The organism is Kosakonia arachidis (genome assembly GCF_900116535.1).
Taxonomy (GTDB): domain Bacteria; phylum Pseudomonadota; class Gammaproteobacteria; order Enterobacterales; family Enterobacteriaceae; genus Kosakonia; species Kosakonia arachidis.
Genome location: NZ_FPAU01000004.1, coordinates 304,692 through 330,030, shown reverse-complemented (window position 1 = coordinate 330,030; position 25,339 = coordinate 304,692). Strand labels below are relative to the sequence as shown.

At 51.0% G+C, this 25,339-nt stretch carries 24 protein-coding genes and 1 other annotated feature; of the genes, 11 read left to right on the top strand and 13 right to left on the bottom strand.

The annotated features are described in order from the left end of the window. Window positions 1-20: 20 nt before the first annotated feature. The 3 genes from BM427_RS16425 to dacD form a co-directional block, all read right to left on the bottom strand. Entirely contained in the window at window positions 21-1,079 is a 1,059-nt protein-coding gene (locus tag BM427_RS16425) for an FUSC family protein (RefSeq protein ID WP_090123302.1), read from the bottom strand. A 126-nt stretch (window positions 1,080-1,205) separates the two neighbouring features. Further along, window positions 1,206-1,679, bottom strand: coding sequence for a DNA gyrase inhibitor SbmC (gene sbmC / locus BM427_RS16420; RefSeq protein ID WP_090123300.1), 474 nt, complete (start codon window positions 1,677-1,679; stop codon window positions 1,206-1,208). Window positions 1,680-1,800: 121 nt separating this feature from the next. Further along, entirely contained in the window at window positions 1,801-2,961 is a 1,161-nt protein-coding gene (dacD, locus tag BM427_RS16415; protein WP_090123299.1) for a serine-type D-Ala-D-Ala carboxypeptidase DacD, read from the bottom strand. A 210-nt stretch (window positions 2,962-3,171) separates the two neighbouring features. Between dacD and sbcB the strand changes: the two genes are divergently transcribed. Continuing rightward, window positions 3,172-4,596, top strand: a complete 1,425-nt coding sequence (gene sbcB, locus BM427_RS16410; RefSeq protein ID WP_090123297.1) for an exodeoxyribonuclease I — start codon at window positions 3,172-3,174, stop codon at window positions 4,594-4,596. A gap of 77 nt (window positions 4,597-4,673) precedes the next feature. On the opposite strand, the gene BM427_RS16405 is transcribed toward sbcB, so the two are convergent. The 3 genes from BM427_RS16405 to BM427_RS16400 all read right to left on the bottom strand — a co-directional run bounded on the left by BM427_RS16405 (window position 4,674) and on the right by BM427_RS16400 (window position 7,194). Then, window positions 4,674-6,032 (bottom strand): APC family permease, encoded by a 1,359-nt coding sequence (locus tag BM427_RS16405; protein WP_167518570.1) that lies wholly within the window; start codon window positions 6,030-6,032, stop codon window positions 4,674-4,676. Further along, window positions 6,022-6,084: a membrane protein YoeI gene (yoeI, locus tag BM427_RS26365; RefSeq protein WP_139234432.1), complete on the bottom strand. Its 63-nt coding sequence runs from the start codon at window positions 6,082-6,084 to the stop codon at window positions 6,022-6,024. Before yoeI ends, BM427_RS16405 begins: the two co-directional genes overlap by 11 nt. Before the next feature lie 285 nt (window positions 6,085-6,369). Beyond that, window positions 6,370-7,194 carry an SDR family oxidoreductase gene (locus BM427_RS16400; RefSeq protein ID WP_090123295.1) on the bottom strand — a complete coding sequence of 275 codons (825 nt, stop codon included), beginning with the start codon at window positions 7,192-7,194 and terminating at the stop codon, window positions 6,370-6,372. A gap of 177 nt (window positions 7,195-7,371) precedes the next feature. Between BM427_RS16400 and hisL the strand changes: the two genes are divergently transcribed. From hisL to hisIE, 9 genes are all read left to right on the top strand, one after another. After that, on the top strand, window positions 7,372-7,422 hold the full coding sequence (gene hisL / locus BM427_RS25430) for a his operon leader peptide (protein WP_001364200.1): 51 nt from the start codon (window positions 7,372-7,374) through the stop codon (window positions 7,420-7,422). Then, window positions 7,398-7,520: a sequence feature (His leader region), on the top strand. Its footprint overlaps the gene before it by 25 nt. A gap of 34 nt (window positions 7,521-7,554) precedes the next feature. Next, the gene (hisG, locus tag BM427_RS16395; RefSeq protein WP_090123848.1) at window positions 7,555-8,454 is read left to right on the top strand and encodes an ATP phosphoribosyltransferase; all 900 of its coding nucleotides are present in this window, start codon (window positions 7,555-7,557) and stop codon (window positions 8,452-8,454) included. 4 nt (window positions 8,455-8,458) lie between these two features. After that, window positions 8,459-9,763, top strand: a complete 1,305-nt coding sequence (hisD, locus tag BM427_RS16390; protein WP_090123293.1) for a histidinol dehydrogenase — start codon at window positions 8,459-8,461, stop codon at window positions 9,761-9,763. Continuing rightward, window positions 9,760-10,821, top strand: a complete 1,062-nt coding sequence (hisC, locus tag BM427_RS16385; RefSeq protein WP_090123291.1) for a histidinol-phosphate transaminase — start codon at window positions 9,760-9,762, stop codon at window positions 10,819-10,821. Before hisD ends, hisC begins: the two co-directional genes overlap by 4 nt. After that, window positions 10,818-11,885: a bifunctional histidinol-phosphatase/imidazoleglycerol-phosphate dehydratase HisB gene (gene hisB / locus BM427_RS16380; RefSeq protein WP_090123289.1), complete on the top strand. Its 1,068-nt coding sequence runs from the start codon at window positions 10,818-10,820 to the stop codon at window positions 11,883-11,885. Before hisC ends, hisB begins: the two co-directional genes overlap by 4 nt. Beyond that, window positions 11,885-12,475, top strand: a complete 591-nt coding sequence (gene hisH, locus BM427_RS16375; RefSeq protein ID WP_090123287.1) for an imidazole glycerol phosphate synthase subunit HisH — start codon at window positions 11,885-11,887, stop codon at window positions 12,473-12,475. Before hisB ends, hisH begins: the two co-directional genes overlap by 1 nt. Further along, window positions 12,475-13,212, top strand: a complete 738-nt coding sequence (hisA, locus tag BM427_RS16370) for a 1-(5-phosphoribosyl)-5-[(5-phosphoribosylamino)methylideneamino]imidazole-4-carboxamide isomerase (RefSeq protein ID WP_090123285.1) — start codon at window positions 12,475-12,477, stop codon at window positions 13,210-13,212. The genes hisH and hisA overlap by 1 nt, the downstream gene beginning before the upstream one ends. Then, window positions 13,194-13,970 carry an imidazole glycerol phosphate synthase subunit HisF gene (gene hisF, locus BM427_RS16365; protein WP_090123283.1) on the top strand — a complete coding sequence of 259 codons (777 nt, stop codon included), beginning with the start codon at window positions 13,194-13,196 and terminating at the stop codon, window positions 13,968-13,970. Before hisA ends, hisF begins: the two co-directional genes overlap by 19 nt. Beyond that, the gene (gene hisIE / locus BM427_RS16360) at window positions 13,964-14,575 is read left to right on the top strand and encodes a bifunctional phosphoribosyl-AMP cyclohydrolase/phosphoribosyl-ATP diphosphatase HisIE (protein ID WP_090123281.1); all 612 of its coding nucleotides are present in this window, start codon (window positions 13,964-13,966) and stop codon (window positions 14,573-14,575) included. Before hisF ends, hisIE begins: the two co-directional genes overlap by 7 nt. Window positions 14,576-14,610: 35 nt before the next feature. Here hisIE and wzzB read toward each other — a convergent pair whose 3' ends face one another. Then, complete coding sequence (wzzB, locus tag BM427_RS16355) at window positions 14,611-15,594, bottom strand: LPS O-antigen chain length determinant protein WzzB (RefSeq protein ID WP_090123846.1); 984 nt, start codon at window positions 15,592-15,594, stop codon at window positions 14,611-14,613. A gap of 205 nt (window positions 15,595-15,799) precedes the next feature. On the opposite strand from wzzB, the gene BM427_RS16350 reads away from it, so the two are divergent. Next, a complete protein-coding gene (locus tag BM427_RS16350; protein ID WP_090123279.1) occupies window positions 15,800-16,804 on the top strand; it encodes an NAD-dependent epimerase in 1,005 nt (334 codons plus the stop codon). A gap of 37 nt (window positions 16,805-16,841) precedes the next feature. Here BM427_RS16350 and ugd read toward each other — a convergent pair whose 3' ends face one another. From ugd to BM427_RS16320, 6 genes are all read right to left on the bottom strand, one after another. Beyond that, on the bottom strand, window positions 16,842-18,008 hold the full coding sequence (gene ugd / locus BM427_RS16345) for a UDP-glucose 6-dehydrogenase (RefSeq protein WP_090123277.1): 1,167 nt from the start codon (window positions 18,006-18,008) through the stop codon (window positions 16,842-16,844). A 265-nt stretch (window positions 18,009-18,273) separates the two neighbouring features. Further along, window positions 18,274-19,680, bottom strand: coding sequence for an NADP-dependent phosphogluconate dehydrogenase (gnd, locus tag BM427_RS16340; protein WP_090123275.1), 1,407 nt, complete (start codon window positions 19,678-19,680; stop codon window positions 18,274-18,276). A gap of 151 nt (window positions 19,681-19,831) precedes the next feature. Then, the gene (locus tag BM427_RS16335; protein ID WP_090123844.1) at window positions 19,832-21,268 is read right to left on the bottom strand and encodes an undecaprenyl-phosphate galactose phosphotransferase; all 1,437 of its coding nucleotides are present in this window, start codon (window positions 21,266-21,268) and stop codon (window positions 19,832-19,834) included. A 46-nt stretch (window positions 21,269-21,314) separates the two neighbouring features. Next, entirely contained in the window at window positions 21,315-22,742 is a 1,428-nt protein-coding gene (locus BM427_RS16330; protein ID WP_090123273.1) for a phosphomannomutase, read from the bottom strand. 1 nt (window position 22,743) lies between these two features. Beyond that, a complete protein-coding gene (locus tag BM427_RS16325) occupies window positions 22,744-24,168 on the bottom strand; it encodes a mannose-1-phosphate guanylyltransferase/mannose-6-phosphate isomerase (RefSeq protein ID WP_090123271.1) in 1,425 nt (474 codons plus the stop codon). 13 nt (window positions 24,169-24,181) lie between these two features. After that, window positions 24,182-25,339 carry a glycosyltransferase family 4 protein gene (locus tag BM427_RS16320; protein WP_090123269.1) on the bottom strand — a complete coding sequence of 386 codons (1,158 nt, stop codon included), beginning with the start codon at window positions 25,337-25,339 and terminating at the stop codon, window positions 24,182-24,184.

The window sequence follows — 25,339 nt, the reverse complement described above, 5'->3', positions numbered from 1 at the left end:
GGTATGCAGTTATCTGGCCGTTATTTGCGCAACGCCCGACAGATCAAATGTGACAGCAATTCAAGTTGACGGGCTAACTCCATGCTCAACCAGACGTAACCATGAATCGAGGTTTCAGCCAGCGCATCGCCTTTATGCTCGCTGCTCAACTGGCGCAATTCCGCCACAATCTCATTGAGCTTTTCAGTATTGGCCAGAATCGGTTGCGGGTTGCCTTCATACAGCGCATGCGCAATGGTCAGCAGCGTTTGCTGAGTCATTAACTGCGTATCCCGCAACGTATGCGCGTTGATCATCACAAAATGGCTGGTACGTGAGCTCCAGTGCGCATTGATTTGCAGCTCCAGCATGCAGACCATATTGCGGCTGACGGTCTGGATGGCTTCGAAAATCGCCTTTTGCAGATGTGTTTCTTTGCAGGCGGGCGCAATCAGTCCGCGCATTTTTACCACGTCGTTGAGGATTTTTTGCAGATGTTTTTCCAGCCGTGGTCGTTCAACCAGGTTACGTGAGAAACCCGCCTGATAAACGCGGTTGAAGGCGGTAACATAGTTGGCCATCTGAATACGCCAGTGCAAAAATGCCCGCTGCGGCCAGATGCCGGTGAACAGCATCGCCAGCAACGAACCGATGATAACATCGCCGCTGCGCCACAGCGCGGTATGCATATCACCTGCTGGCGCGCCAACCACCACCGATAGCGTAATGCCAATAAGCAGCGCCTGGTAAGGCTTTTTGCCCAGCGCCAGCCAGCCGCAGAGAAACATGGCTACCGCGCACCACAGCAGCATCACGGGCAGCGAGAGAAGCTCCAGTTTTAATGCCACCAGGCCCAGCGCTGCACCCAAAATTGTGCCGCCAATGCGTTCAAATGCGCGCGGAACCACATTTCCCCAAAAGGAGATCGGCCCCATCAGCACCACCAGCGTGATCAGTGGCCAGGTTCCTTCTGGCACCGCCAGCAGACGGATCAGCAAAAAGGTCAGAATAAAAGCCAGCGCGATACGCACACCGTGTACGACACGATAATGGCGGTAAAGACGAATTTCGAAAGGACTGAGTGATTTGTCGCGACGCACAGTCGCTTCCCCCGATTGAACCGACAAAGGCGCAATTGTAGGATTTTTCGGACTCAGATAGCACCCTCTGCGATAAAAAAAGAGGCGACAGTGCTTCTCTGTTACCTCTTCTGGTTAATTTATCGCTTACAGATTTTTCAGCTCAACCGGGATATGCATGTCGATTTCCCAGTAACCATCCTGTTGAGCATCGTTCAGGTAAACTTCAAAGCAGGGACCCGCGGCAATTTGCACAGATTGATCGCTAAGCAACTCATCAAAAAAGAGATCCCAGCACGCTTCGAACTCTTCGTTGTACACCCTCGCCTGCGCCACTGCATACTGGCCGCCCGGAATGTCTGTGAGGATCACGCCTTCGCTATTTGCCGGGATTTGAAAAGCGGCATCAACAGTGATGGCAACATCAGCGCGCAGCTTTTCCGGCGGCACGTCGTCAGGGTTATCGTAATAGGCGCACACCCATTCCAGCGGTGCAATCTTATTGCTGTCGACCCACATCATTAGCTGTTTAAAGCCCTGCTTCACCGTCACATCCCAGGGGCCGACCAGATGGAACCCGGCGATACGCCGTTTTTCGAGTTGCGTTACGTTGTAGCTCATGTTGACTCCCTTAGCATCACTGTTTGTTTATACAGCATAGCGTTCCGACGATCGCCTGGCATGTCAGAGTCATCAATTATGCGAGCAGAGTCGCATCACCGCCACTCTGCCCGCACGCGCGTTAACCTTTATGATGTAGCCAGTCGCTCAGACGCGAGAACAAGCCGCCTTTACCAACACTTTCCAGGGTGACCAGCGGCCAGTGAGCGATCAGTTGGTCGCGATCGTAGAGTTGAATCTCTCCCACCTGCTGATGTGCAGCCAGCGGCGCATCCAGCTCTTTACTGCTCAGCACATACTTCGCTTTGACGTTCTGTACTTCGGCTTTTGGCAGCACCAGCCAGTGATCCTGATCCGTACCAACCGCAATCTGCTCTTTATCGCCGTACCACACGCGCTCATTGCCGACTTTTTTGCCATTACGCAAAATTTCGACAGTATCGAAGTTTTGTTGTCCCCAGTGCAGTAATTTGCGCGCCTGATCTTCACGGCCTTTCGAGCTCTCTGCGCCCATAACCACTGCAATCAGACGGCGCTGACCGTCAACACTGGAGGCAATCAGGTTAAAGCCCGCACCTGAAGTGTGACCGGTTTTCAGCCCATCGACGTTAAGGGTTTTGTCCCACAATAACCCGTTACGATTTTGCTGGGTGATACCGTTCCACGTCAGGCTTTTTTCGCTATACATGTGGTAGAAATCCGGCTCGCCGTGAATGATGGCACGGGACAGCACCGCCAGATCGTAGGCCGAACTGTGCTGACCTGGTGCATCCAGCCCATGGACCGTTTCGAAGTGGGTATCGCGCAAATTCAGCTTCTGCACATAATCATTCATCATAGCGACAAACTGTTGCTGGCCGCCCGCAACATGATCCGCCAGTGCCACGCAGGCGTCGTTACCTGAATCGACAATCAAACCACGGCTCAAATCGCGCACGGTCAGGTGGTCGCCGGGCTTCAGGAACATCAGGGATGAACCATCAAAAACCGGGTTGCCTTTCGCCCACGCATCCTTACCCACCGTCACGACATCATCCGCGCTGATACGATGGCTGTCGATCGCCCGATCCACCACATAGCCCGTCATCAGTTTGGTCAAACTCGCCGGATTACGCTGCTGATGCTCGTTGCCCGCAGTTAAGATTTGCCCGGTGGTGTAATCCATCAATACCCAGGAGCCAGCCTGAATAGCGGGTGGCTGTGGGGCAAAAGGTAAGTCGTCGGCCTGGGCGTTATGTACGCAAATCGCCAGCAAAGAAGCAGCAAACAAACGGCGTTTCAATGAAATATCCTCAATAGCATCTAAAATCGTCGTCCTTTTTACGGAACTTCGTGTGTCGTTACCTGGTTAAATTGCAATAAAATGTGACATAGATCAGTTTTAACACGCTGTTTTTGCGAGGTTCTGTGGAACAGTGACGGTTTTTTCTTCGGCACACAGGGCGGGATGGTTTACCATAAGCGACATATTTACTGACAGGATGAGCAACTGGTGTCTGATTCCGCAGCAACGCCCACTTTTCTCTTTCACGACTATGAGACTTTCGGTACCCGCCCGGCGCTGGATCGCCCGGCGCAGTTCGCCGCGCTGCGTACTGATGCCGATTTTAATGTCATCGGCGAGCCGGAAGTTTTCTACTGTAAACCGGCGGATGATTACCTGCCGCAGCCTGAAGCGGTGTTGATAACCGGTATCACACCGCAAATTGCTCGAGCCAAAGGCGAGAATGAGGCTGCGTTCGCCCGGCGTATTCACGATCTTTTTACCGTACCGAAGACCTGCGTACTCGGTTACAACAATGTGCGTTTTGACGACGAAGTCACGCGCAATATCTTTTATCGCAACTTTTACGATCCCTACGCCTGGAGCTGGCAGAACAACAACTCGCGCTGGGATCTTCTGGATGTGATGCGCGCCTGCTACGCCCTACGCCCGGACGGCATCCACTGGCCGGAGAACGACGACGGCCTGCCAAGTTTTCGCCTTGAGCATCTGACGAAAGCCAACGGTATCGAACACAGCAATGCCCACGATGCGATGGCCGATGTGTATGCCACCATTGCGATGGCGCAGTTAGTTAAAGCAAAACAGCCGAAGCTGTTTGACTATCTCTATAGCCATCGCAACAAGCAGAAGCTGGCGGCACTGATTGATGTTCCGCAAATGAAGCCACTGGTGCACGTTTCCGGCATGTTCGGCGCATGGCGCGGTAATACCAGTTGGGTTGCACCGCTGGCCTGGCACCCGGAGAACCGCAACGCGGTGATCATGGTGGATCTCGCAGGCGATATGTCGCCACTGCTGGAGTTAGATGCCAATGCGCTGCGCGAGCGTTTGTATACGCCGAAAGCGGATCTTGGCGAGAGCGCGGCGGTGCCGGTGAAGCTGGTACATCTGAATAAATGCCCGGTGCTGGCGCAGGCCAATACGCTGCGTCCGCAGGATGCCGAGCGGCTGGGTATTAACCGCCAGCAGTGCCTTGATAACCTGCAAATTCTGCGTGATAACCCGCAGGTGCGGGAAAAAGTGCTGGCTATTTTTGCCGAAGCCGAACCCTTCGTGCCGTCAGAGAATGTTGATACGCAGATCTACAACGGTTTTTTCAGCGATGCCGACCGCGCAGCGATGAAAATCCTGCTCGAAACCGAGCCACGTAACCTGCCCGCGCTCGATATTACTTTTGCCGACGGGCGCATTGAAAAGCTGCTGTTTAACTACCGGGCACGCAACTTCCCGGGCACGCTGGATGAAAACGAGCAGCAGCGCTGGTTGCAGCATCGCCGTAATGTCTTCACGCCGGAGTATTTGCAACAGTACGCCGACCAAATCCAGGCGCTGTTCCAGCAGCACGACGGTAACAGTGAGAAACAGGCGCTGCTGAAAGCGCTGTGGCAATATGCGCAAGAGATTGTCTGAGCACGAATAGCCTGACCAGAAAGCATAAAAAAACCGGTGGCCCAGACCTCCGGTTTTTTGTCTCCACGTAAAGCGATTTACGCGATATCTTCGTACTGCGGCACCGGGTTGCGGAAGCTGCGGGTGACACAGGCCAGATAGACTAAGCCGATCGCGCCCCAGATAAGACCAAGGATCATCGAGCTCTGCTCGAGATTAATCCACAGCGCACCCACCGTCAGCGCACCGCACACCGGCAGAACCAGGTAGTTGAGGTGATCTTTCAGCGTTTTATTGCGTTTTTCACGGATCCAGAACTGCGAGATCACCGACAAGTTCACAAAGGTGAATGCCACCAGCGCACCAAAGTTAATCAACGCCGTTGCCGTTACCAGATCGAATTTAATCGCCAGCAGTGCAATCGCGCCGACCAGCAGGACGTTCCACGCTGGGGTACGCCATTTCGGATGTACATATCCGAAGAAACGGGACGGAAATACGCCGTCGCGGCCCATCACGTACATCAGACGGGAGACACCCGCATGTGCCGCCATACCGGAAGCCAGTACGGTAACGCTGGAGAAGATCAGTACGCCCCACTGGAAGGTTTTACCGGCAACATACAGCATGATTTCTGGCTGGGAAGCGTCCGGATCTTTAAAGCGGGAGATGTCCGGGAAGTAGAGCTGCAGGAAGTAAGATGCCGCGATAAACACCACGCCGCCAATTAGCGCGGTGAGGAAGATAGCACGCGGGATCACGCGTTCAGCGTCTTTGGTCTCTTCAGAAAGAGAAGAGATGCCGTCAAAACCCAGGAACGAGAAGCACAGAATCGTCGCGCCAGTGATCATTGGCACCACATGCGCGCCTTCAGACCAGAACGGACGGGAACTGACCAGCGTACCCGCGCCCTCACCGTGTGAAACACCGTAAATGATCAGGCCGACGATGACCGAGACGATCCCCATTTGCAGGATCACGATCAGCGTATTGAAGTTCGCCACGGTCTTGATGCTGCGCAGGTTAGAGATGGTCATGAAAGCCACCAGCGCGACCACGAAGATCCACGAGGGCACGGACGGCACCAGCGCTTCGAAGTAAATTTTCGCCAGCAGAATGTTGATCATCGGCATGAACAGGTAATCCAGTAGCGATGACCAGCCGACCATAAAGCCGACAGCCGGAGAAATAGATTTCTGCGCATAGGTATATGCAGAACCTGCGGACGGGAAGCGCCGCACCAGCTTACCGTAGCTCAACGCAGTAAAGAGGATTGCGACCAGCGCAAACGCATAAGCAGTTGCGACATGACCATCGGTCAGGCCAGAGACGATACCAAATGTATCGAACAGCGTCATTGGCTGCATATAGGCAAGGCCCATCATTACAACCGGAATTAACGTAAGTGTCTTACGTAATTCCACGCGAGAGGTTTTTGGAGTAACGTTATGCGACATGGTTATCCCCCAGAACGGTATATACCGCCGCAAAAGCAAAAAATTGCCCCATTTGTATTCTTTCCTCAGCGACAACGACTGTCGGTTTTTAAATGTGTATCTATCCGGTACGAAGCCCGGCCTCTTTGTATTGAATGACGTTTTTGCCCGCAAAAAAAATAACCGACGGATTAAGGTCGGTTACTCTCTATTTTTGCAGCGGCGTATTCTGCACCAGATTGAGGCACAATGACAATACAGTGCTGGCCGCCGCAGAGATTAATGATGTCTAACTGATTGATTTTTAATCATTAGATCAATTATTAATCATACTAATAGCATTTTTTGCACAAAAAATTCACGCCAGCGGCATATTAAACGGATCGGGGTAGAGATATTCGAAGCCCAGCTCATTACAAATCCGGCTACCATCAATCACTTTGCCCCTATCCTGCGACGTGGGTTCGAGGAAATGCGGCGGCGCCAGTCCAAGCTGACGCGCCATCTGCGGATAAAAGCTTTCCCGCGAGGGATGAGAGGCTGCACAAAGATTGTAGATATGCCCGCCTTTTGGCGCCTGCAACAGTAGCGTGATAGCCGCAATGACATCTTCCAGATGCACCAGATTAACGCCATGCTGACCGTCGGGCGCGGTTTTTCCGGCGAGGAATCGCCCCGGGTGACGCGCAGGCCCGACAAGCCCCGCCAGGCGCAGAATATCAACGGAAGTCCCTGGCAAATTGTGTAGCCAGTCTTCCAGCTCTTTCAGTACCCGTCCGCTGGCCGTTACCGGCTTACGCGGCGTGTTCTCTTTCACGACGCCAGCAGCATCGCCATATACAGATGTCGAACTGGTAAAGATGATGCGCGGAATACGACACACCAGTGCGCTATCAACAATTTCCTGCACCGCCTGCAAATAGAACGCATCACCAGGCCCACTGCGCCGCGCAGGAAGCGTAATCACCAGCGCATCAACATTCATCAGCGCGTCGAGGTCATCCGCATCACAGACTAGTTCTGGTTCAAGGTTCAGCAAATAACTTTCGATGCCGCACATACGCGCTGCTTCCACACCATCGGGGCGGGTTTTACTGCCGGTCACATGCCAGCCTCGCGCCCTTAATGATAATGCCAGCGGCATGCCCAGCCATCCTAACCCGACAATAGCGACCTTTTTCATGCTTCCTCTCCTCCCTTTCCGGCACCTGACGCTTAAAGGCTACGCCAGCCAGCGACAACTGACAATTCATACAATGTATATGAAATGAATGAATGATTAAAAAAAGCCCTTGCGTTTGTCAGCTAAAGTGGTTTAGGTTAATCAACATTATGTGAATAAGCATTCATTGAGAATTTTATGACCCGCGTTCAGTTTAAACACCACCATCATCACCATCATCCTGACTAGTCTTTCAGGCGATGTGTGCTGGAAGACGTTTGGATCTTCCAGTGGTGCATGAATGCAGAGAAAGCCCCCGGAAGATCTTCTTCCGGGGGCTTTTTTTTGAACCAAATTCAGCAGGATAAAGAGGACAACAGAATGTTAGATAACACGCGTTTACGCATAGCTATTCAGAAATCCGGCCGCCTGAGCGATGACTCACGCGAACTTCTGGCCCGCTGCGGCATTAAGATCAACCTGCACACGCAGCGTCTGATCGCACTGGCGGAAAATATGCCGATCGATATTCTGCGCGTACGCGATGACGACATTCCGGGGCTGGTAATGGACGGTGTCGTCGATCTGGGCATTATTGGCGAGAACGTGCTTGAAGAAGAGTTGCTGAACCGCCGTGCTCAGGGCGAAGATCCGCGCTACTTCACCTTGCGCCGTCTCGATTTCGGCGGCTGCCGCCTGTCGCTGGCCACGCCGGTGGATGAAACCTGGAACGGCCCGGACGCGCTGGATGGCAAACGCATCGCCACCTCTTACCCGCACCTGCTGAAACGCTACCTGGATCAGAAAGGCGTCTCTTTCAAATCTTGTCTGCTGAACGGTTCTGTTGAAGTCGCTCCGCGCGCTGGTCTGGCCGACGCGATTTGCGACCTGGTATCAACCGGTGCCACGCTGGAAGCCAACGGTCTGCGCGAAGTCGAAGTGATTTACCGCTCGAAAGCGTGCCTTATCCAGCGTGACGGCGAGATGAGCGACGCCAAACAGCAATTGATCGATAAATTGCTGACCCGCATCCAGGGCGTTATTCAGGCCCGCGAATCGAAATACATCATGATGCACGCGCCGAGCGAACGTCTGGAAGAAGTTGTCGCTCTGCTGCCAGGAGCCGAACGCCCGACGATTCTGCCGCTGGCGGGTGACCAGCAGCGCGTGGCGATGCACATGGTGAGCAGCGAAACCCTGTTCTGGGAAACGATGGAAAAACTCAAAGCGCTAGGCGCCAGCTCCATCCTGGTTCTGCCCATTGAGAAGATGATGGAGTAAGACTATGAGCTTCAATACCATAATTGACTGGAACAGTTGTAGCGAACAACAGCAACGCGACCTGCTGATGCGCCCGGCGATCTCAGCCTCGGAGAGCATTACCCGCACGGTGGTGGAAATTCTTGATAATGTCCGTGCGTGCGGCGATAACGCGCTGCGCGAATACAGCGCAAAATTCGACAAAACGCAGGTTGATGCGCTGAAAGTCACCGCTGACGAAATCCGCGATGCCAGCGCCCGACTGAGAGATGAACTCAAGCAAGCGATGGCCGTGGCGGTGAAAAATATCGACACCTTCCACAACGCGCAAAAATTGTCGACCGTGGATGTGGAAACATTGCCAGGCGTACGCTGCCAGCAAGTGACCCGCCCTATCGCCTCCGTAGGCCTGTATATTCCTGGCGGTTCAGCCCCGCTGTTCTCCACCGTGCTGATGCTGGCGACACCGGCACGTATCGCCGGATGCCAGAAAGTGGTGCTCTGTTCTCCGCCGCCTATTGCCGATGAAATTCTCTATGCCGCGCAGCTATGCGGCGTACAAGAGATCTTTAAAGTCGGCGGCGCGCAGGCCATTGCGGCACTGGCTTTCGGTACTGAATCCGTACCGAAAGTTGACAAGATCTTCGGCCCAGGAAACGCCTTTGTGACCGAAGCCAAACGCCAGGTAAGTCAGCGCCTGGATGGCGCAGCCATTGATATGCCAGCTGGCCCTTCTGAAGTATTGGTGATTGCCGATAGCGGCGCAACACCAGATTTTGTCGCCTCCGATCTGCTATCACAGGCAGAACACGGCCCCGATTCTCAGGTGATCCTGCTGACGCCGGACAGCAACATCGCTTCCCGTGTTGCCGACGCCGTTGCACGTCAACTGGAGGATCTGCCGCGCGCGGAAACCGCTCGCCAGGCGCTCTCTGCCAGCCGCCTGATTGTGGCGCGCGATCTGGCGCAGTGTGTGGCGATTTCCAATCTCTACGGCCCGGAGCACCTGATCATTCAAACCCGCGATGCCCGTTCGCTTGTCGATGGCATCACCAGCGCGGGTTCGGTGTTCCTCGGCGACTGGTCGCCGGAATCAGCGGGCGATTACGCCTCCGGCACTAACCACGTTCTGCCGACCTACGGCTATACCGCAACCTGCTCCAGCCTGGGGCTGGCGGATTTCCAGAAACGCATGACGGTGCAGGAACTCTCGCGCGACGGTTTTGCGCGGCTTGCCAGCACCATTGAAACGCTGGCGGCGGCTGAACGTCTGACCGCCCACAAAAACGCAGTGACTCTGCGCGTCAAGGCGCTGAAGGAGCAAGCATGAGCATCGAAGAACTGGCGCGTAAAAACGTACGCGAACTGACGCCTTACCAGTCGGCCCGCCGCCTGGGCGGCAAAGGGGATGTCTGGCTGAATGCCAACGAGTTCCCGACAGCTGTGCAATATGAACTTACACAACAGACGCTGAACCGTTATCCGGAGTGCCAGCCGAAAGCGGTTATCGAAAATTATGCGCAGTATGCCGGGGTGAAATCAGAGCAGGTACTGGTCAGCCGTGGCGCAGATGAAGGCATCGAACTGTTGATCCGTGCTTTCTGCGAGCCAGGCCAGGATGCAGTCCTGTTCTGTCCACCGACTTACGGCATGTACAGCGTCAGCGCTGAAACACTGGGGGTCGAGTATCGCACCGTGCAAGCGCTGGCAGACTGGCAGCTCGATTTACCGGCTATTGCCGACAAACTGGACGGCGTGAAAGTGGTCTACGTTTGTAGCCCGAACAATCCGACTGGACAGATTATCAAGCCGCAGGATATGCGCGCTTTGCTGGAAATGACGCGCGGTAAAGCCCTTGTGGTAGCCGATGAAGCCTATATTGAATTCTGCCCACAGGCGACACTGGTCGGCTGGCTGGCGGAATATCCGCATCTGGTGGTGCTGCGCACGCTGTCGAAAGCCTTTGCGCTGGCAGGTCTGCGCTGTGGTTTCACGCTTGCCAATGAAGAGGTGATTGCCCTGCTGCTGAAAGTGATCGCACCTTACCCGCTCTCTACGCCGGTGGCCGACATCGCTGCGCAGGCGCTCAGTCCGCTGGGCATTGTGGCCATGCGTGAGCGTGTGGCGCAGATCCTCGCGGAGCGCCAGTATCTGGTTAGCGCATTAAAGGATATTCCGTGCGTTGAACAGGTGTTCGACTCGGAAACGAACTATATCCTCGTGCGCCTGACGGCCTCCAGCACGGTGTTTAAATCTTTGTGGGATCAGGGCATTATCCTGAGAGACCAGAACAAACAACCCTCTTTGAGCGGCTGCCTGCGCATCACCATCGGTACCCGCGCAGAGAGCCAGCGCGTCATCGACGCCTTACGTGCGGAGCAAGTATGAGCCAGAAGTACCTGTTTATTGATCGTGACGGAACACTGATTTCCGAGCCGCCAAGCGACTTTCAGGTCGACAGATTCGACAAGCTGGCCTTTGAGCCAAAGGTCATTCCGGTACTGCTGAAGCTGCAAAAAGCGGGTTACCAGCTGGTGATGATCACCAATCAGGATGGTCTGGGTACCAGCAGCTTCCCACAGGCAGATTTCGAGGGTCCACATAACCTGATGATGCAGATCTTCACCTCGCAAGGGGTAAATTTTGAAGAGGTGCTGATCTGCCCGCACTTCCCTGACGATGGCTGCGACTGCCGTAAACCGAAGGTGAAAATGGTGGAGCGCTGGCTGGCGGAACAGGCGCTGGATCGCGCCAACAGCTATGTGATTGGCGACCGCGCAACCGATATCGAACTGGCGGACAATATGGGGATTGGCGGTCTGCGCTATCATCGCGAGACGCTGAACTGGGCGATGATCGGCGAACAATTGACGCGCCGCGATCGTTATGCCCACGTGGAACGCACCACCAAAGAGACGCAGATTGATGTCAAAGTGTGGCTGGATCGTGAAGGCGGCAGCAAAATTCACACTGGCGTCGGTTTTTTCGACCATATGCTGGATCAGATCGCCACCCATGGCGGTTTCCGCATGGAGATCACCGTTAAAGGCGACCTCTATATTGACGATCATCACACGGTGGAAGATACCGGCCTGGCGCTGGGCGAAGCGCTGAAATTGGCGCTGGGCGACAAGCGCGGCATCAACCGTTTTGGCTTTGTACTGCCGATGGATGAGTGTCTGGCACGCTGCGCCATGGATATCTCTGGCCGTCCGCACCTGGAATATAAAGCCGAGTTCGCCTATCAGCGCGTGGGCGATCTCAGCACCGAAATGGTCGAGCACTTCTTCCGCTCGCTCTCCTACACCATGGCGTTGACCCTGCATCTGAAGACCAAAGGCAAAAACGACCATCACCGTGTGGAAAGCCTGTTTAAAGCCTTCGGCCGTACGTTGCGTCAGGCAATTCGCGTGGAAGGCGATACTCTTCCCTCCTCAAAAGGAGTGCTGTAATGACTGTGGTGATCCTTGATACCGGTTGCGCCAACCTGAATTCGGTGAAATCCGCCATCGCCCGTCACGGTTATGAACCGCTGGTGAGCCGCGATCCGGATGTGGTACTGCGCGCCGACAAACTGTTTCTTCCCGGCGTTGGCACGGCGCAGGCGGCGATGGACCAGTTACGCGAGCGCGAACTTATCGATCTGGTGAAAGCCTGCACCCAGCCGGTGCTCGGTATTTGTCTTGGCATGCAGTTGCTGGGCCGTTTCAGCGAAGAAAATAAGGGCGTCGATTTGCTGGGTATCATCGACCAGGATGTGCCGAAAATGAAAGATGTCGGCCTGCCGCTGCCGCATATGGGCTGGAACCAGGTCTATCCGAAAGCGGGCAACCGTCTGTTTCAGGGCATTGAGGATGGCGCGTACTTCTACTTCGTTCACAGCTACGCGATGCCGGTCAATGAGAACACCATTGCCCAGTGCCAGTACGGTGAAGCGTTCACCGCCGCCGTACAAAAAGATAACTTTTACGGCGTGCAGTTTCACCCGGAACGTTCGGGGCGCGCGGGCGCGCAACTGCTGAAAAACTTCCTGGAGATGTAATGATTATTCCCGCTTTAGATTTAATCGACGGCACGGTGGTGCGTCTCCATCAGGGTGATTATGCGCAGCAGCGTGATTACGGCAATGATCCGCTGCCACGTTTGCAGGATTATGCTGCACAAGGCGCCGAAGTTCTGCATCTGGTGGATTTAACCGGGGCAAAAGATCCGGCTAAGCGCCAGATCCCGTTGCTGAAAACACTGGTCGCCGGGGTAAATGTTCCGGTGCAAGTCGGCGGCGGCGTGCGCAGTGAAGAAGATGTCGCAGCCCTGCTTGACGCAGGTGTGGCGCGAGTGGTGATCGGCTCTACCGCCGTCAAATCCCCGGAAGTGGTAAAAGGCTGGTTCACCCGTTTTGGTGCAGACCGGCTGGTGCTGGCCCTGGATGTGCGTATTGATGAACAGGGTACGAAACAGGTGGCAGTCAGCGGCTGGCAAGAGAATTCCGGCGTTACGCTGGAGACACTGGTGGAAACCTACCTCGCGGTGGGTCTGACACATGTGCTGTGTACAGATATTTCACGCGACGGTACGCTGGCAGGCTCTAATGTTTCGCTGTACGAAGAGATTTGCGCACGCTGGCCGCAAGTGGCGTTCCAGTCTTCCGGCGGTATTGGCGATATAAATGATATTGCCGCCCTGCGCGGTACCGGAGTGCGTGGCGTGATTGTCGGACGCGCACTGCTGGAAGGTAAATTCACTGTGAAGGAGGCCATTCAATGCTGGCAAAACGGATAATCCCTTGTCTTGATGTGCGTGATGGTCAGGTGGTCAAAGGCGTGCAGTTTCGCAATCACGAAATCATTGGTGATATTGTTCCGCTGGCGAAACGCTATGCCGAAGAAGGTGCGGACGAACTGGTGTTTTATGACATCACCGCCTCCAGTGATGGCCGCGTTGTGGATAAGAGCTGGGTCGCACGCGTCGCGGAAGTGATTGATATCCCCTTCTGCGTGGCAGGCGGTATTAAATCTGCCGACGATGCGGCAAAAATTCTCTCGTTCGGCGCGGATAAAATCTCCATCAACTCTCCGGCGCTGGCCGATCCTGAGTTGATAACCCGACTGGCTGACCGCTTTGGCGTGCAGTGTATTGTGGTGGGGATTGATACCTGGTTTGATGCCGCGACCGGCAAATACCACGTAAATCAGTATACCGGCGATGAAAGCCGTACCCGCGTGACAAAATGGGAAACGCTGGACTGGGTGCAGGAAGTGCAGAAGCGCGGCGCTGGGGAAATTGTGTTGAACATGATGAACCAGGATGGCGTGCGCAACGGTTACGATCTTGAGCAGTTGAAGAAAGTGCGTGCGGTGTGCCATGTTCCACTGATTGCTTCCGGCGGTGCTGGCACCATGGAACATTTCCTGGAGGCATTCCGTGACGCGGATGTTGACGGTGCGCTGGCCGCGTCCGTCTTCCATAAACAGATTATTAATATTGGTGAATTAAAAACGTTCCTGGCAGGCCAGGGCGTGGAGATAAGGGTATGTTAACAGAGCAACAACTGGCCCAACTGGACTGGGAAAAAACCGACGGACTGCTGCCCGCCGTGGTGCAACATGCGGTTTCCGGCGAAGTGCTGATGTTGGGTTATATGAACAAAGAGGCGCTGGCGAAGACGCTGGAAAGCGGAAAAGTGACCTTTTTTTCCCGCACCAAAGGGCGTTTGTGGACCAAAGGGGAAACCTCTGGCCACTTCCTTAATCTGGTGAATATTGCCCCGGACTGTGACAACGATACCCTGCTGGTACTGGTAAACCCGATCGGGCCGACCTGCCATACCGGCACCTCAAGCTGCTTTGGCGATAACAGCCATCAGTGGTTGTTCCTCTATCAACTTGAAGAGCTGCTGGCATCGCGCAAAACCGCCGATCCGGCCAGCTCCTATACGGCCAGACTGTATGCCAGCGGCACCAAGCGTATCGCGCAAAAAGTCGGGGAAGAAGGTGTGGAAACAGCGCTGGCGGCGACCGTACACGACCGTGAAGAACTGACGAATGAAGCCTCTGATCTGATGTACCACTTGCTGGTGCTCTTACAGGATCAGCAGTTGGATCTGACCACCGTGATTGGGAACCTGCGCAAGCGGCATCAGTAAGGCGTAAAAAAACCGGGCGCTGCCCGGTTTTTTATTTACGCGTTTGACTGATGATTCCTGAAGGCATTACGCATTAGTACATAGCCTGAACCAATAATAACCCCCAGTAAAACCGCCAGTACCAAAGTCAGTGCTAGCTTAGGGCTGTCGCGGCGAATCGGCTCCGTAGGCTTCATAACGTAACGGTAGCCATGAATATTTTCTGGATTCACATTAATTGTCTGAATATTCAGGAGGTTTTGTCTGATTTTGTAGTATTCATCCGAGAACGCCAGCGGACGAGAAGACTCATTCTTGATCATCGCCTCCAGCGCTGAACTACCGAGCAAGAACAACGTATCCTGCGACACGTTTTCTGTCTGACGCACCTGTGGTGACTGTACTTCAGCCTCCTTCGCAACAGTGAGAGCCTGAGAAATCTGCTTGATACGCAGATCTTTTTGCTCCTGAGCCACTTTTTCCTGCGCGGCGAGTGTTTCAACCAAATCGGCCGAACGTGATTTAATGCTGGTGGTTAAATCATCGATCAGTTCTTTAGCGATCTGTTGATCCACTTTCTCAATATATTGCGCAAGCTTTTGCTGGGCCTCTTTGGCTGATGGCCCCTGGTAGGTCAGTTTGAGAGGTAAAGGCTGCCCCTGCACCGCCGGGTCAATGGTCAGCTTTTCAGGTACATCCTGGTTGTTAAGTGTTTCAGCCAACGCAGAAAAAGCCGCATTAAAACGGCCAATTACGCGCTGCTGAATGTCAGGCATGTCATATTTGCCATCATTGTTCAGCACACTTATGGCGTTTGTATAGCTGGCAATCTGCCCGGCATCAGGCGAACTGATCACAGCGACGGAAGTCCATTTTTCCCTGGCAACGTTTAAATAAACGACAGCAATAACCAGAAACAACAGAACAAATGAGCCAACGAGCCATTTTCCACGCCATATTTGCAAGAAAACATCAATTAAATCAATCTGTTCCGGCTCGGTACTGGATCTTGCCAGATGATTCTTTTCTTCGTACGTCATAGCAACCCTAAATGAAAAGCGCGTTAAAGAAATAGTATAGAGCGCGAGTTTAACCATTCATGCTTTTTTTTCTATAAGATTACATGTAAATATGTTTTGCTGTTTATTATTTCACCTTATTCTGATGTCTATAACTTATAGCGATTAGCCTGCCAGCATCATACAATATGCCAATTGTATTAGATGTCATAATAAAGGATGAGAGATGAAGTTTCTGGTTACCGGCGCGGCCGGCTTTATCGGCTTCCACGCCAGCGAGCGCCTTTTGCAGGCAGGCCACCAGGTTGTCGGGATTGATAATCTCAATGAGTATTACGATGTGAGTCTTAAACAGGCTCGTCTGGATCTGCTGGCCTCACCTGGCTTCAGCTTCCACAAGATTGATCTCGCTGACCGCGAAAATATGGCGCAGCTGTTTGCGACCGAAAAGTTCGACCGGGTGATCCATTTAGCGGCACAGGCTGGTGTACGCTACTCGCTGGAAAATCCGCATGTGTATGCCGAATCAAATCTCATTGGGCATCTGAACGTACTGGAAGGTTGCCGCCATAATAAAGTCCAGCACCTGCTCTATGCCTCCTCCAGTTCCGTTTACGGCCTGAACCGTAAAATGCCGTTCTCCACGGAGGATTCTGTTGATCATCCGGTTTCACTGTATGCGGCAACCAAAAAAGCCAATGAGTTGATGTCCCACACTTACGCTCACCTTTACGGATTACCCACGACCGGTTTGCGTTTCTTCACCGTTTATGGCCCGTGGGGCCGCCCAGACATGGCGCTGTTTAAATTCACCAAGGCGATGCTGGAAGGCAAAAGCATCGACGTTTATAACTACGGTAAGATGAAGCGCGACTTCACCTATATTGACGATATCGTTGAAGCGATCGTCCGTATGCAGGAGGTGATCCCGCAGGCTAACACGGCCTGGACGGTTGAAACCGGCACGCCAGCCAGTAGTTCTGCGCCTTACCACGTCTATAACATCGGCAATAGCTCGCCAGTGGAGTTGATGGATTACATTACGGCACTGGAAGAGGCGCTTGGCATTGAAGCCCAGAAAAATATGCTGCCGATTCAACCGGGCGATGTGCTGGAGACCAGCGCGGATACTCAACCGTTGTACGAAACGATCGGTTTCAAACCGCAAACCTCGGTTAAAGAAGGGGTGAAACGCTTTGTTGAGTGGTACAGAGACTTTTATAAGGTGTAAAAAAGCGGCCCTTTTGGGCCGCTTTCATTTTACGTCTTTAGTCGTTACCGAATAAATCACGGGTATAGACTTTGTCTGCAACATCAGATAATTCCTGCGCCATACGGTTAGAGATAATCACGTCAGCTTCCTGCTTAAATGCCTCCAGGTCGCGCACTACGCGGGAATGGAAAAACTCATCTTCCGGCATCACCGGTTCATAAATGATGACCTGCACGCCCTTCGCTTTAATGCGTTTCATGATGCCCTGAATGGACGACGCGCGGAAGTTATCGGAACCGCTCTTCATGATCAGGCGGTAAACGCCGACCACTTTCGGTTTACGCGAAAGAATGGAATCGGCGATAAAGTCTTTACGTGTGCGGTTAGCGTCAACGATGGCCGAAATAATGTTGTTCGGCACTGACTGGTAGTTTGCCAGTAGCTGTTTGGTATCTTTTGGCAGACAGTAGCCGCCGTAACCAAATGACGGGTTGTTGTAGTGGTTACCGATACGCGGATCGAGACAAACGCCTTCAATAATATGACGACTGTTGAGTCCCAGGCTTTCCGCGTAGCTGTCCAGCTCGTTGAAGTAAGCAACACGCATCGCCAGATAGGTGTTAGCAAACAGTTTGATCGCTTCTGCTTCAGTAGAGTCGGTAAACAGCACGCGAATGTCTTTCTTAATTGCTCCTTCCTGCAACAGCGCGGCAAAACGTTCGGCACGTTCAGAACGCTCACCGATGACGATACGTGATGGATGCAGGTTATCGTACAGTGCTTTCCCTTCACGCAGAAATTCTGGCGAGAAAATGATGTTATCCACGCCGAATTTTTCGCGGATCGACTTGGTAAAGCCCACCGGAATGGTGGATTTGATAATCATCACCGCCTGAGGGTTAATTTCCAGCACATCGCGGATCACTGATTCCACGCTGCTGGTATTAAAGTAGTTGGTTTTCGGGTCGTAATCCGTTGGGGTGGCGATAATCACAAAGTCGGCACCGCGATAGGCTTCCTGCTTGTCCGTCGTGGCACGGAAATTCAGCGGCTTATTCTGCAAATACTCCTGGATTTCCTTATCAACGATGGGAGAAATCTTCTGGTTAAGCATATCAACTTTGGATTGTACGATATCAAGCGCTACGACCTCATGGTTCTGCGCGATCAGAATCCCGTTTGATAGCCCAACGTAGCCTGTTCCGGAGATTGTTATTTTCATTCGATAAGCAACTTTTATGAGTGTATGAAAACGGAGATGACGAACCTGTCGCCACCCACTTAATATCAATAACTGTTGGGGTTTTTACCTCTTCTGTTGAGGGACTGTCAAGGTGACAACCAGCCTGCAACAGCGGCGTTGATGTGAAGTTTAATGTCGAAATGTCAACAAATTAAAGATGAGTGCACTGAAAAGCCGCGCTGTAGCCGAAAAAAAGCCCGGTTACGCTAACCGGGCTTACCTTCATAAAACGAATGATTTCAGATTAATCCAGCCACTCCGTGTGGAAGATACCCTCTTTATCAGTGCGTTTATAGGTATGTGCACCAAAGTAGTCGCGCTGAGCCTGGATCAGGTTCGCTGGCAGCACGGCGGAACGGTAGCTGTCGTAATAAGCCACGGCGGCAGAGAAAGTCGGTACCGGAATACCATTCTGCACAGCGTAAGCCACGACATCACGCAGCGCCTGCTGGTAATCATCAGCAATTTTCTTGAAGTACGGTGCCAGCAGCAGGTTGGCGATGGCCGGTGTTTCTGCGTAAGCGTCAGTGATTTTCTGCAGGAACTGTGCACGAATGATACAGCCTGCGCGGAAAATCTTCGCGATTTCACCGTAGTTCAGATCCCAGCTATGCTCGTCAGAAGCGGCCCGCAGTTGAGAGAAGCCCTGCGCGTAAGAGACGATTTTACCCAGATAGAGCGCGCGGCGCACTTTTTCGATAAATTCCGCTTTATCGCCAGCCGATTTCGCTTGCGGGCCGAAGAGCACTTTAGAAGCCGCAACGCGTTGCTCTTTCAGAGAGGAGATGTAGCGCGCGAAAACGGATTCGGTGATCAGCGACAACGGCTCGCCGAGATCCAGGGAGCTCTGGCTAGTCCATTTACCGGTACCTTTGTTTGCCGCTTCATCCAGGATCACATCGACCAGGTATTTACCCTCTTCATCTTTCTTGGTGAAGATGTCTTTGGTGATGTCGATCAGGTAGCTGCTCAGCTCGCCCGTATTCCATTCGCTGAAGGTTTTCGCCAGCTCTTCGTTAGAGAGATTCAGCCCCCCTTTCAGCAGCGCGTAGGCTTCAGCGATCAGTTGCATGTCACCGTATTCGATGCCGTTGTGCACCATTTTCACGTAGTGACCCGCGCCATCCGGACCGATGTAAGTGACACACGGTTCGCCATCTTCCGCCACAGCAGCGATTTTTGTCAGAATCGGCGCAACCAGCTCATAGGCTTCTTTCTGACCGCCAGGCATGATTGAGGGGCCTTTCAGCGCGCCTTCTTCACCGCCGGAAACACCGGTACCAATGAAGTTAAAACCTTCTGCAGAAAGTTCGCGGTTACGACGGATAGTGTCCTGGAAGAAGGTGTTACCGCCATCGATGATGATGTCACCTTTGTCCAAATAAGGTTTCAGGGAGTCGATAGCAGCATCGGTACCTGCGCCCGCTTTCACCATCAGCAGGATGCGGCGCGGGGTTTCCAGGGATTCGACAAATTCTTGCACGGTGTAGTAAGGAACCAGCTTTTTGCCCGGGTTTTCGGCAATCACTTCTTCGGTTTTTTCGCGCGAGCGGTTGAACACGGAAACGGTGTAGCCACGGCTCTCAATGTTGAGCGCCAGGTTGCGCCCCATTACTGCCATACCAACAACGCCGATTTGTTGCTTGGACATTACATACTCCTGTCAGGTGTGGTCACCGCGGCTTATGCGCGGCTTGAAATGTGGCTTAGATGTTAACTCATGTTTGTTGAGACTGGATAGCGGAAGATGCCATCACGGCTAGCCATCGACGCTATCCATTGACGTAATGAGGAGAGATATATCAATAGGCACCGTCGCGACGTAACACGACATTCACAGTCTTGAACAAAATCGCAATATCATTCCATAGTGACCAGTTTTTGACATACCACGAGTCAAAATAAACGCGCGTTTCATAATCCACATCATTACGGCCACTAACTTGCCACAACCCCGTCATGCCGGGTTTTGCCATCAGGTAGTAGTCAACGTCCAGTTCATAACGTTCTAATTCTTCTGTTACAATCGGCCTCGGCCCGACCAGGCTCATTTCGCCTTTCAGGACATTAAAAAGCTGCGGCAATTCATCAAGGCTGGTTCTGCGAATAAAACGACCAACATTTGTGATCCGCGGATCATTCTTAAGTTTGAAATCTTTATCCCATTCGGCTTTTGCTTCTGGATCGCTCTTAAGTAACGCATCCAAAATTTCCTGCGAGTTCATTACCATAGAACGAAACTTATAACAGGGAAAAAGCTTTCCATGCCGACCCACTCGCTGATGCCCATAAATAGCTGGCCCTCCATCACGCGTTACTTTGTACCACAGATACAAAAGTAGCGGAGACGTGACAATAAGAATGATCAGTGTACACACAATATCAAAAGTGCGTTTAAGGAAGCGCGATGTACGTTTTGCAAGATTATTATTGATACGTAGCAACATCACTTCGTGGCTGAAAATAAAAGACATATCCGTGTTGTAAAGCGGTAATCCTCGCAGTGAAGGAATGACGGTAACGGAGCGACATTGGTGTTTGGACAGTTCCCTTAACCATCCCAGGGTTTTGTCGATTTCACCTACGTCAAAAGCAATAATAAAATGGATATGCTTGATATCTGCGCTCTGCCAGATATCGTCTGCATTTTTTATTATTGGACAATCCAGAAGGTGAGTTTCGGAACTTTCCTCGTCAAAAAAAGCGCACACCTCAAAACCAAGCATTTCCTCACTTTGTAGAGCGTAATAGGCCTCTGTGGCATTTTTACCACTACCTAAAATGATGGTTTTCTTTTTCCAGATGCCAAATTTATTGAGCAGAAACTTTGTAGAAAAGCGGAAAAACGGGACAAGGAAAAGCGCAAGGCCCCAGCAAAACACCCAAACAAAACGAGAGAATTGCCATTTCGTAAACGCGATTAATGCCAGATCGAAAATGGCAAATATCACGATAGTGCGCAATATTTCTTTTAGTTCATACCAAAAAGGTTTCCGGTAGGAGTAATGTCGGAGCCTGATCAAAAACCATGCAACGCAGGTTAACGATAGAATAAAGTGCGAAATAATTCGGAACTGAAATTGCTCCTTTGGAATAAAGCGCTGTAAATCATCAAAAAGAAAATAGACCAGCGCAAGAGACAAAACTAATGAAAGATTGAAAAATATAAAGTCTGACAACGCGAGAAAAAACTGGCACAGGAAAGGCTTGTAATTATTCCGCACATCATTAAGCTCCATATCTTTCACCATTTTCTTTGAATGAAAAATTGGCATATATTCATCATCAGAACTTTTCCTTAATTGCAATAAGTGTCATTCTGACCAATTCATCAGCTTTATCTGAAGTGGTGGATTCAGCATAGCAGCGAAGCTCCGGTGCATTGCCGGATGGGCGCAGATGAATAATATCAAGATTATCCAGTTGCAATCTCACTCCATCCGTCATATCCATTCCTGCTACGCTAATATTATGGAGCCCGAAATCTTTTATCACGGAATTAGCATCTGCAACCACTTTTTCCAGCAGAGCTGCGCTGCGGCTTGCCGCAAACTCCTGAAGCCGGTCTGAAGAAGTGTAACGTGCAGGCAATGCTTGTACTTGTGCACTGATTTTTTTCTGTTGGCAGGAAACCAGCAGCGTCACCGCAGGTAGTAAAGCATCACGAGTAGGTAACGCTTTGAGCGTACGGCCAGACTTATGAATATTGCTGGCCAGAAGATAACCGCCATTCGCTTCGAAACCAGCAACGTTTTCGAATTTATTAAGCAAAGATTCCAACGCAGCAATAACATACGGCGAACCAATTTTCGTTAGAACTACCTCAGGAATTAATCCACTTGCCGCGATAATGCTATTACAGCTTACTGGTACAGCTGCAGCAGTGACGCCCAGGTGAGCGGAACATAACAGTCCAAGGATATCGCCTCGCAGCCATTGCCCGTTTTCGTCACTTAACAAAGGGCGGTCTCCATCACCATCCGTTGAAAAGACAGCGTCGAGCTCAAACTCATGCAACCATTCTTCTGCACGCTGCCGATCTTCCGCCGAAACCGCTTCTGTATCGATAGGAACGAACGAGTCACTGCGTCCTAAACTGACAACATCAGCTCCAAGTGTAGAAAAAATCTGTGGATAGAGATCTCTGCCAGCACTTGAGTGTTCATAAATGCCAATTCGCAAACCGACTAATGCATTTTGTGGGAAAAAGGAAGTGTAGCGTTCAACATATTTTTCACTGGCGGCCGGACAAACATTCAATTCCGCAAGTATTACAGGCATGCTGAATGGGACATTTTCCGCCAGTATCGCCACTTCGTCAGATTTCGTAATTTCGCCGTTTGGATGATAGAATTTTAAACCATTCCGATCAAAAGGAATGTGGCTACCGGTAATCATGATTGCCGGGATTTTTTCTTCAAGGGCATAGTAAGCCAGACCTGGTGTAGGTATTACCCCACAATAAAGCGGCTTAAATCCCATAAATTCAATAACTGCTGCACACGCCCTTGCCATATCATAACTGCTGGGGCGATTATCTATTCCGATAGCAACAGTGTTGAAAGAGTAATTACCCATGGTAACCTTCAGAAAATTAGCAGTAAAAGCACCACAAACCTCTGGAGAGAAATCTGTTACCAGACCTCTGGCACCGCTGGTACCAAAATTGATATTTGAATTTTTAATTACGACATTGCTTAAATAATCTGACATTCTATTTCTTCTCTGAAACAAAATTTCCAACACGAATAATATCGTCTTCGCTTAAATTTTTTCCTGACTGAATTTCTATTATTTCCAGGGGAATTAAGCCAGGATTAGCCAATACATGAGTTACGCCAGCTGGAATAAATGTCGACTGATTTTCTTCAACATAGTATTCACGTTCGTTAAGAATGACTTTTGCCCGCCCGGAAACAACAGTCCAGTGCTCAGCCCTGTGGTGGTGGATCTGCGCAGTCAGCTGTTTCTCAGGGCGAACTACGACTTTGCGGACCAAATATTCCTGTCCCTGTACAAGAGTACGGATGCTTCCCCACGGGCGAAAGATTTCACGATGATCTCGATGCTCAGTACGATGCGCCGATTTCAAATGCTCTACGATTTTTTTGACACTTTGTACATGATTTTTATCAGCAATCAAGATGGCATCGCAGGTCTGCACTACCACGGTATTTTGTAAACCCACAGTAGCGACTAAAGCATCTTCGGCATGCACATAGGTGTCGCGACAATCAAACTGAACGACATCACCGCGGTGAACGTTTCCATCTTCATCTTTTTGCGATATATCCCAGAGCGATGACCATGACCCGACATCTGACCAACCTGCATCCATTGGAACGACGATAGCATGCTCAGTATGCTCCATGACGGCATAATCAATCGATTCAGCAGGGCATTGTGAAAAAGCCTGCTCATCGATACGAACAAAATCGAGATCGCGATCGGTGTGTTTCACCGCAGCTTCACAACAAGTATAAATATCTGGTCGATATCGTTTTAACTCATCAAGATAGCTTTTCGCTTTAAACATAAACATGCCACTATTCCAGTAATACTCACCGCTGGAAATATAGTTACAAGCGACATCATAGCCAGGTTTTTCCACAAACTCAGCCACAACAAAGGCATCATTACCCTGGGCCTGACCACGGCGAATATAGCCATAGCCCGTTTCAGGATGAGAAGGAACAATACCAAAGGTCACTAATTTATCTTGTTCAGCATAAGTCAACGCTCGCATCACTGATGAGACAAAAGCGTCCTCATTCTGAATAATATGATCGGCTGCAAGCACAAGCATTATCGGATCAACATCTTTATCAATATTTTTTAAAATAGTGAATGCAGCTAATGCTATCGCAGGTGCAGTATTACGCCCGACTGGTTCCAGAATTATGTTATCTGCAAGTTTATTAATAGTGCGTAACTGCTCTGCGACCAAAAACCTGTGTTCATTGTTACATATGACGACCGGCGAATAAGTCTGCAATTCTTTCAACCGTTGCACAGTATGCTGCAACATTGTCATGTTGCCCTCAACTTCCAGGAATTGTTTCGGATACATTTCTCGTGAAAGCGGCCATAAACGACTACCACTGCCACCAGCCATGATCACAGGAATTATCTTGTTCATATCATTACCAATATTAACGAATTATCTGTCGAGAATTGCAAAACTCGGTCCATTTTGAGTCAACATAAATATTAAATTCACGCTCGAATCTTTCTTGTGAAAATCGTTCAGCGTTCTTCCTGCACGACTCAGGGGTGAACAGGCTGATATTATTTTCGAAGGCTTGAATGGCATCAATAATAGATTTCGACGTTTGTTGCGAAAAAAATACGCCTGTTGGCTCATTGCAATCTTGGGGAATAACGGTTTCAAGCGCCCCACCTTTGCCGAAAGCGATAACAGGGGTTCCACATGCTTGCGCCTCTACCGGAATGATACCGAAGTCTTCTTCTGCTGCGAAGACGAATGCTTTAGCTTTTGCCATATGTTGTTTAAGGACATCGAAAGGTTGATATCCCATAATCGTCACATTCGATGCTGCATTCTTTTTAATTTTTTCAAACTCAGGACCATCACCAATAACAATGAGCTTTTTATCAGGCATCGCATTAAAAGCTTCAACAATCAGGCCAATGCGCTTGTACGGCACCATCCGAGACGCAGTTAAATAAAAATCTGACTTTTCAGTTCCGACTTTAAATTTTTCAACTGCCACAGGTGGATATATGACATCTGCGTCTCGTCCATACACCTTTTTAATTCTACGGGCAATGTACTGAGAGTTAGCCACAAAATGATCGACACCATTTGCAGTGCGGCAATCCCAAATGCGCATTTTGTGTAAAATCCATTTTGCCAGCCAACCTTTCAGTCCCTTATTCAATCCTGATTCGCGTAGATATTGATGCTGTAAATCCCAGGCATAGCGTATCGGTGAATGGACATAACTTATATGTAACTGATCCGGCCCCGTAATCACTCCTTTTGCTACCGCATGTGCACTTGAAATAACGATATCAGCAGAAGAAACGTCAAGTTGTTCAATAGCCAATGGCATCAAGGGTAAATATTTTTGATAAAACTTTTTAGCTTTCGGCAGCTTTTGAATAAATGTGGTTGTTGCTGTTTTTCCATGAAAAAAAGATCGCTGTTCATCGGTTAAAAAATCAACCACAGAGTATAAATCAGCATCTGGATAAACGTTAAGAATTGCAGCTGAAACTTGCTCTGAACCAGCGTATGAAAGTAGCCACTCATGAATAAGTGAAATCTTCGCTTCCGTAATATTCAT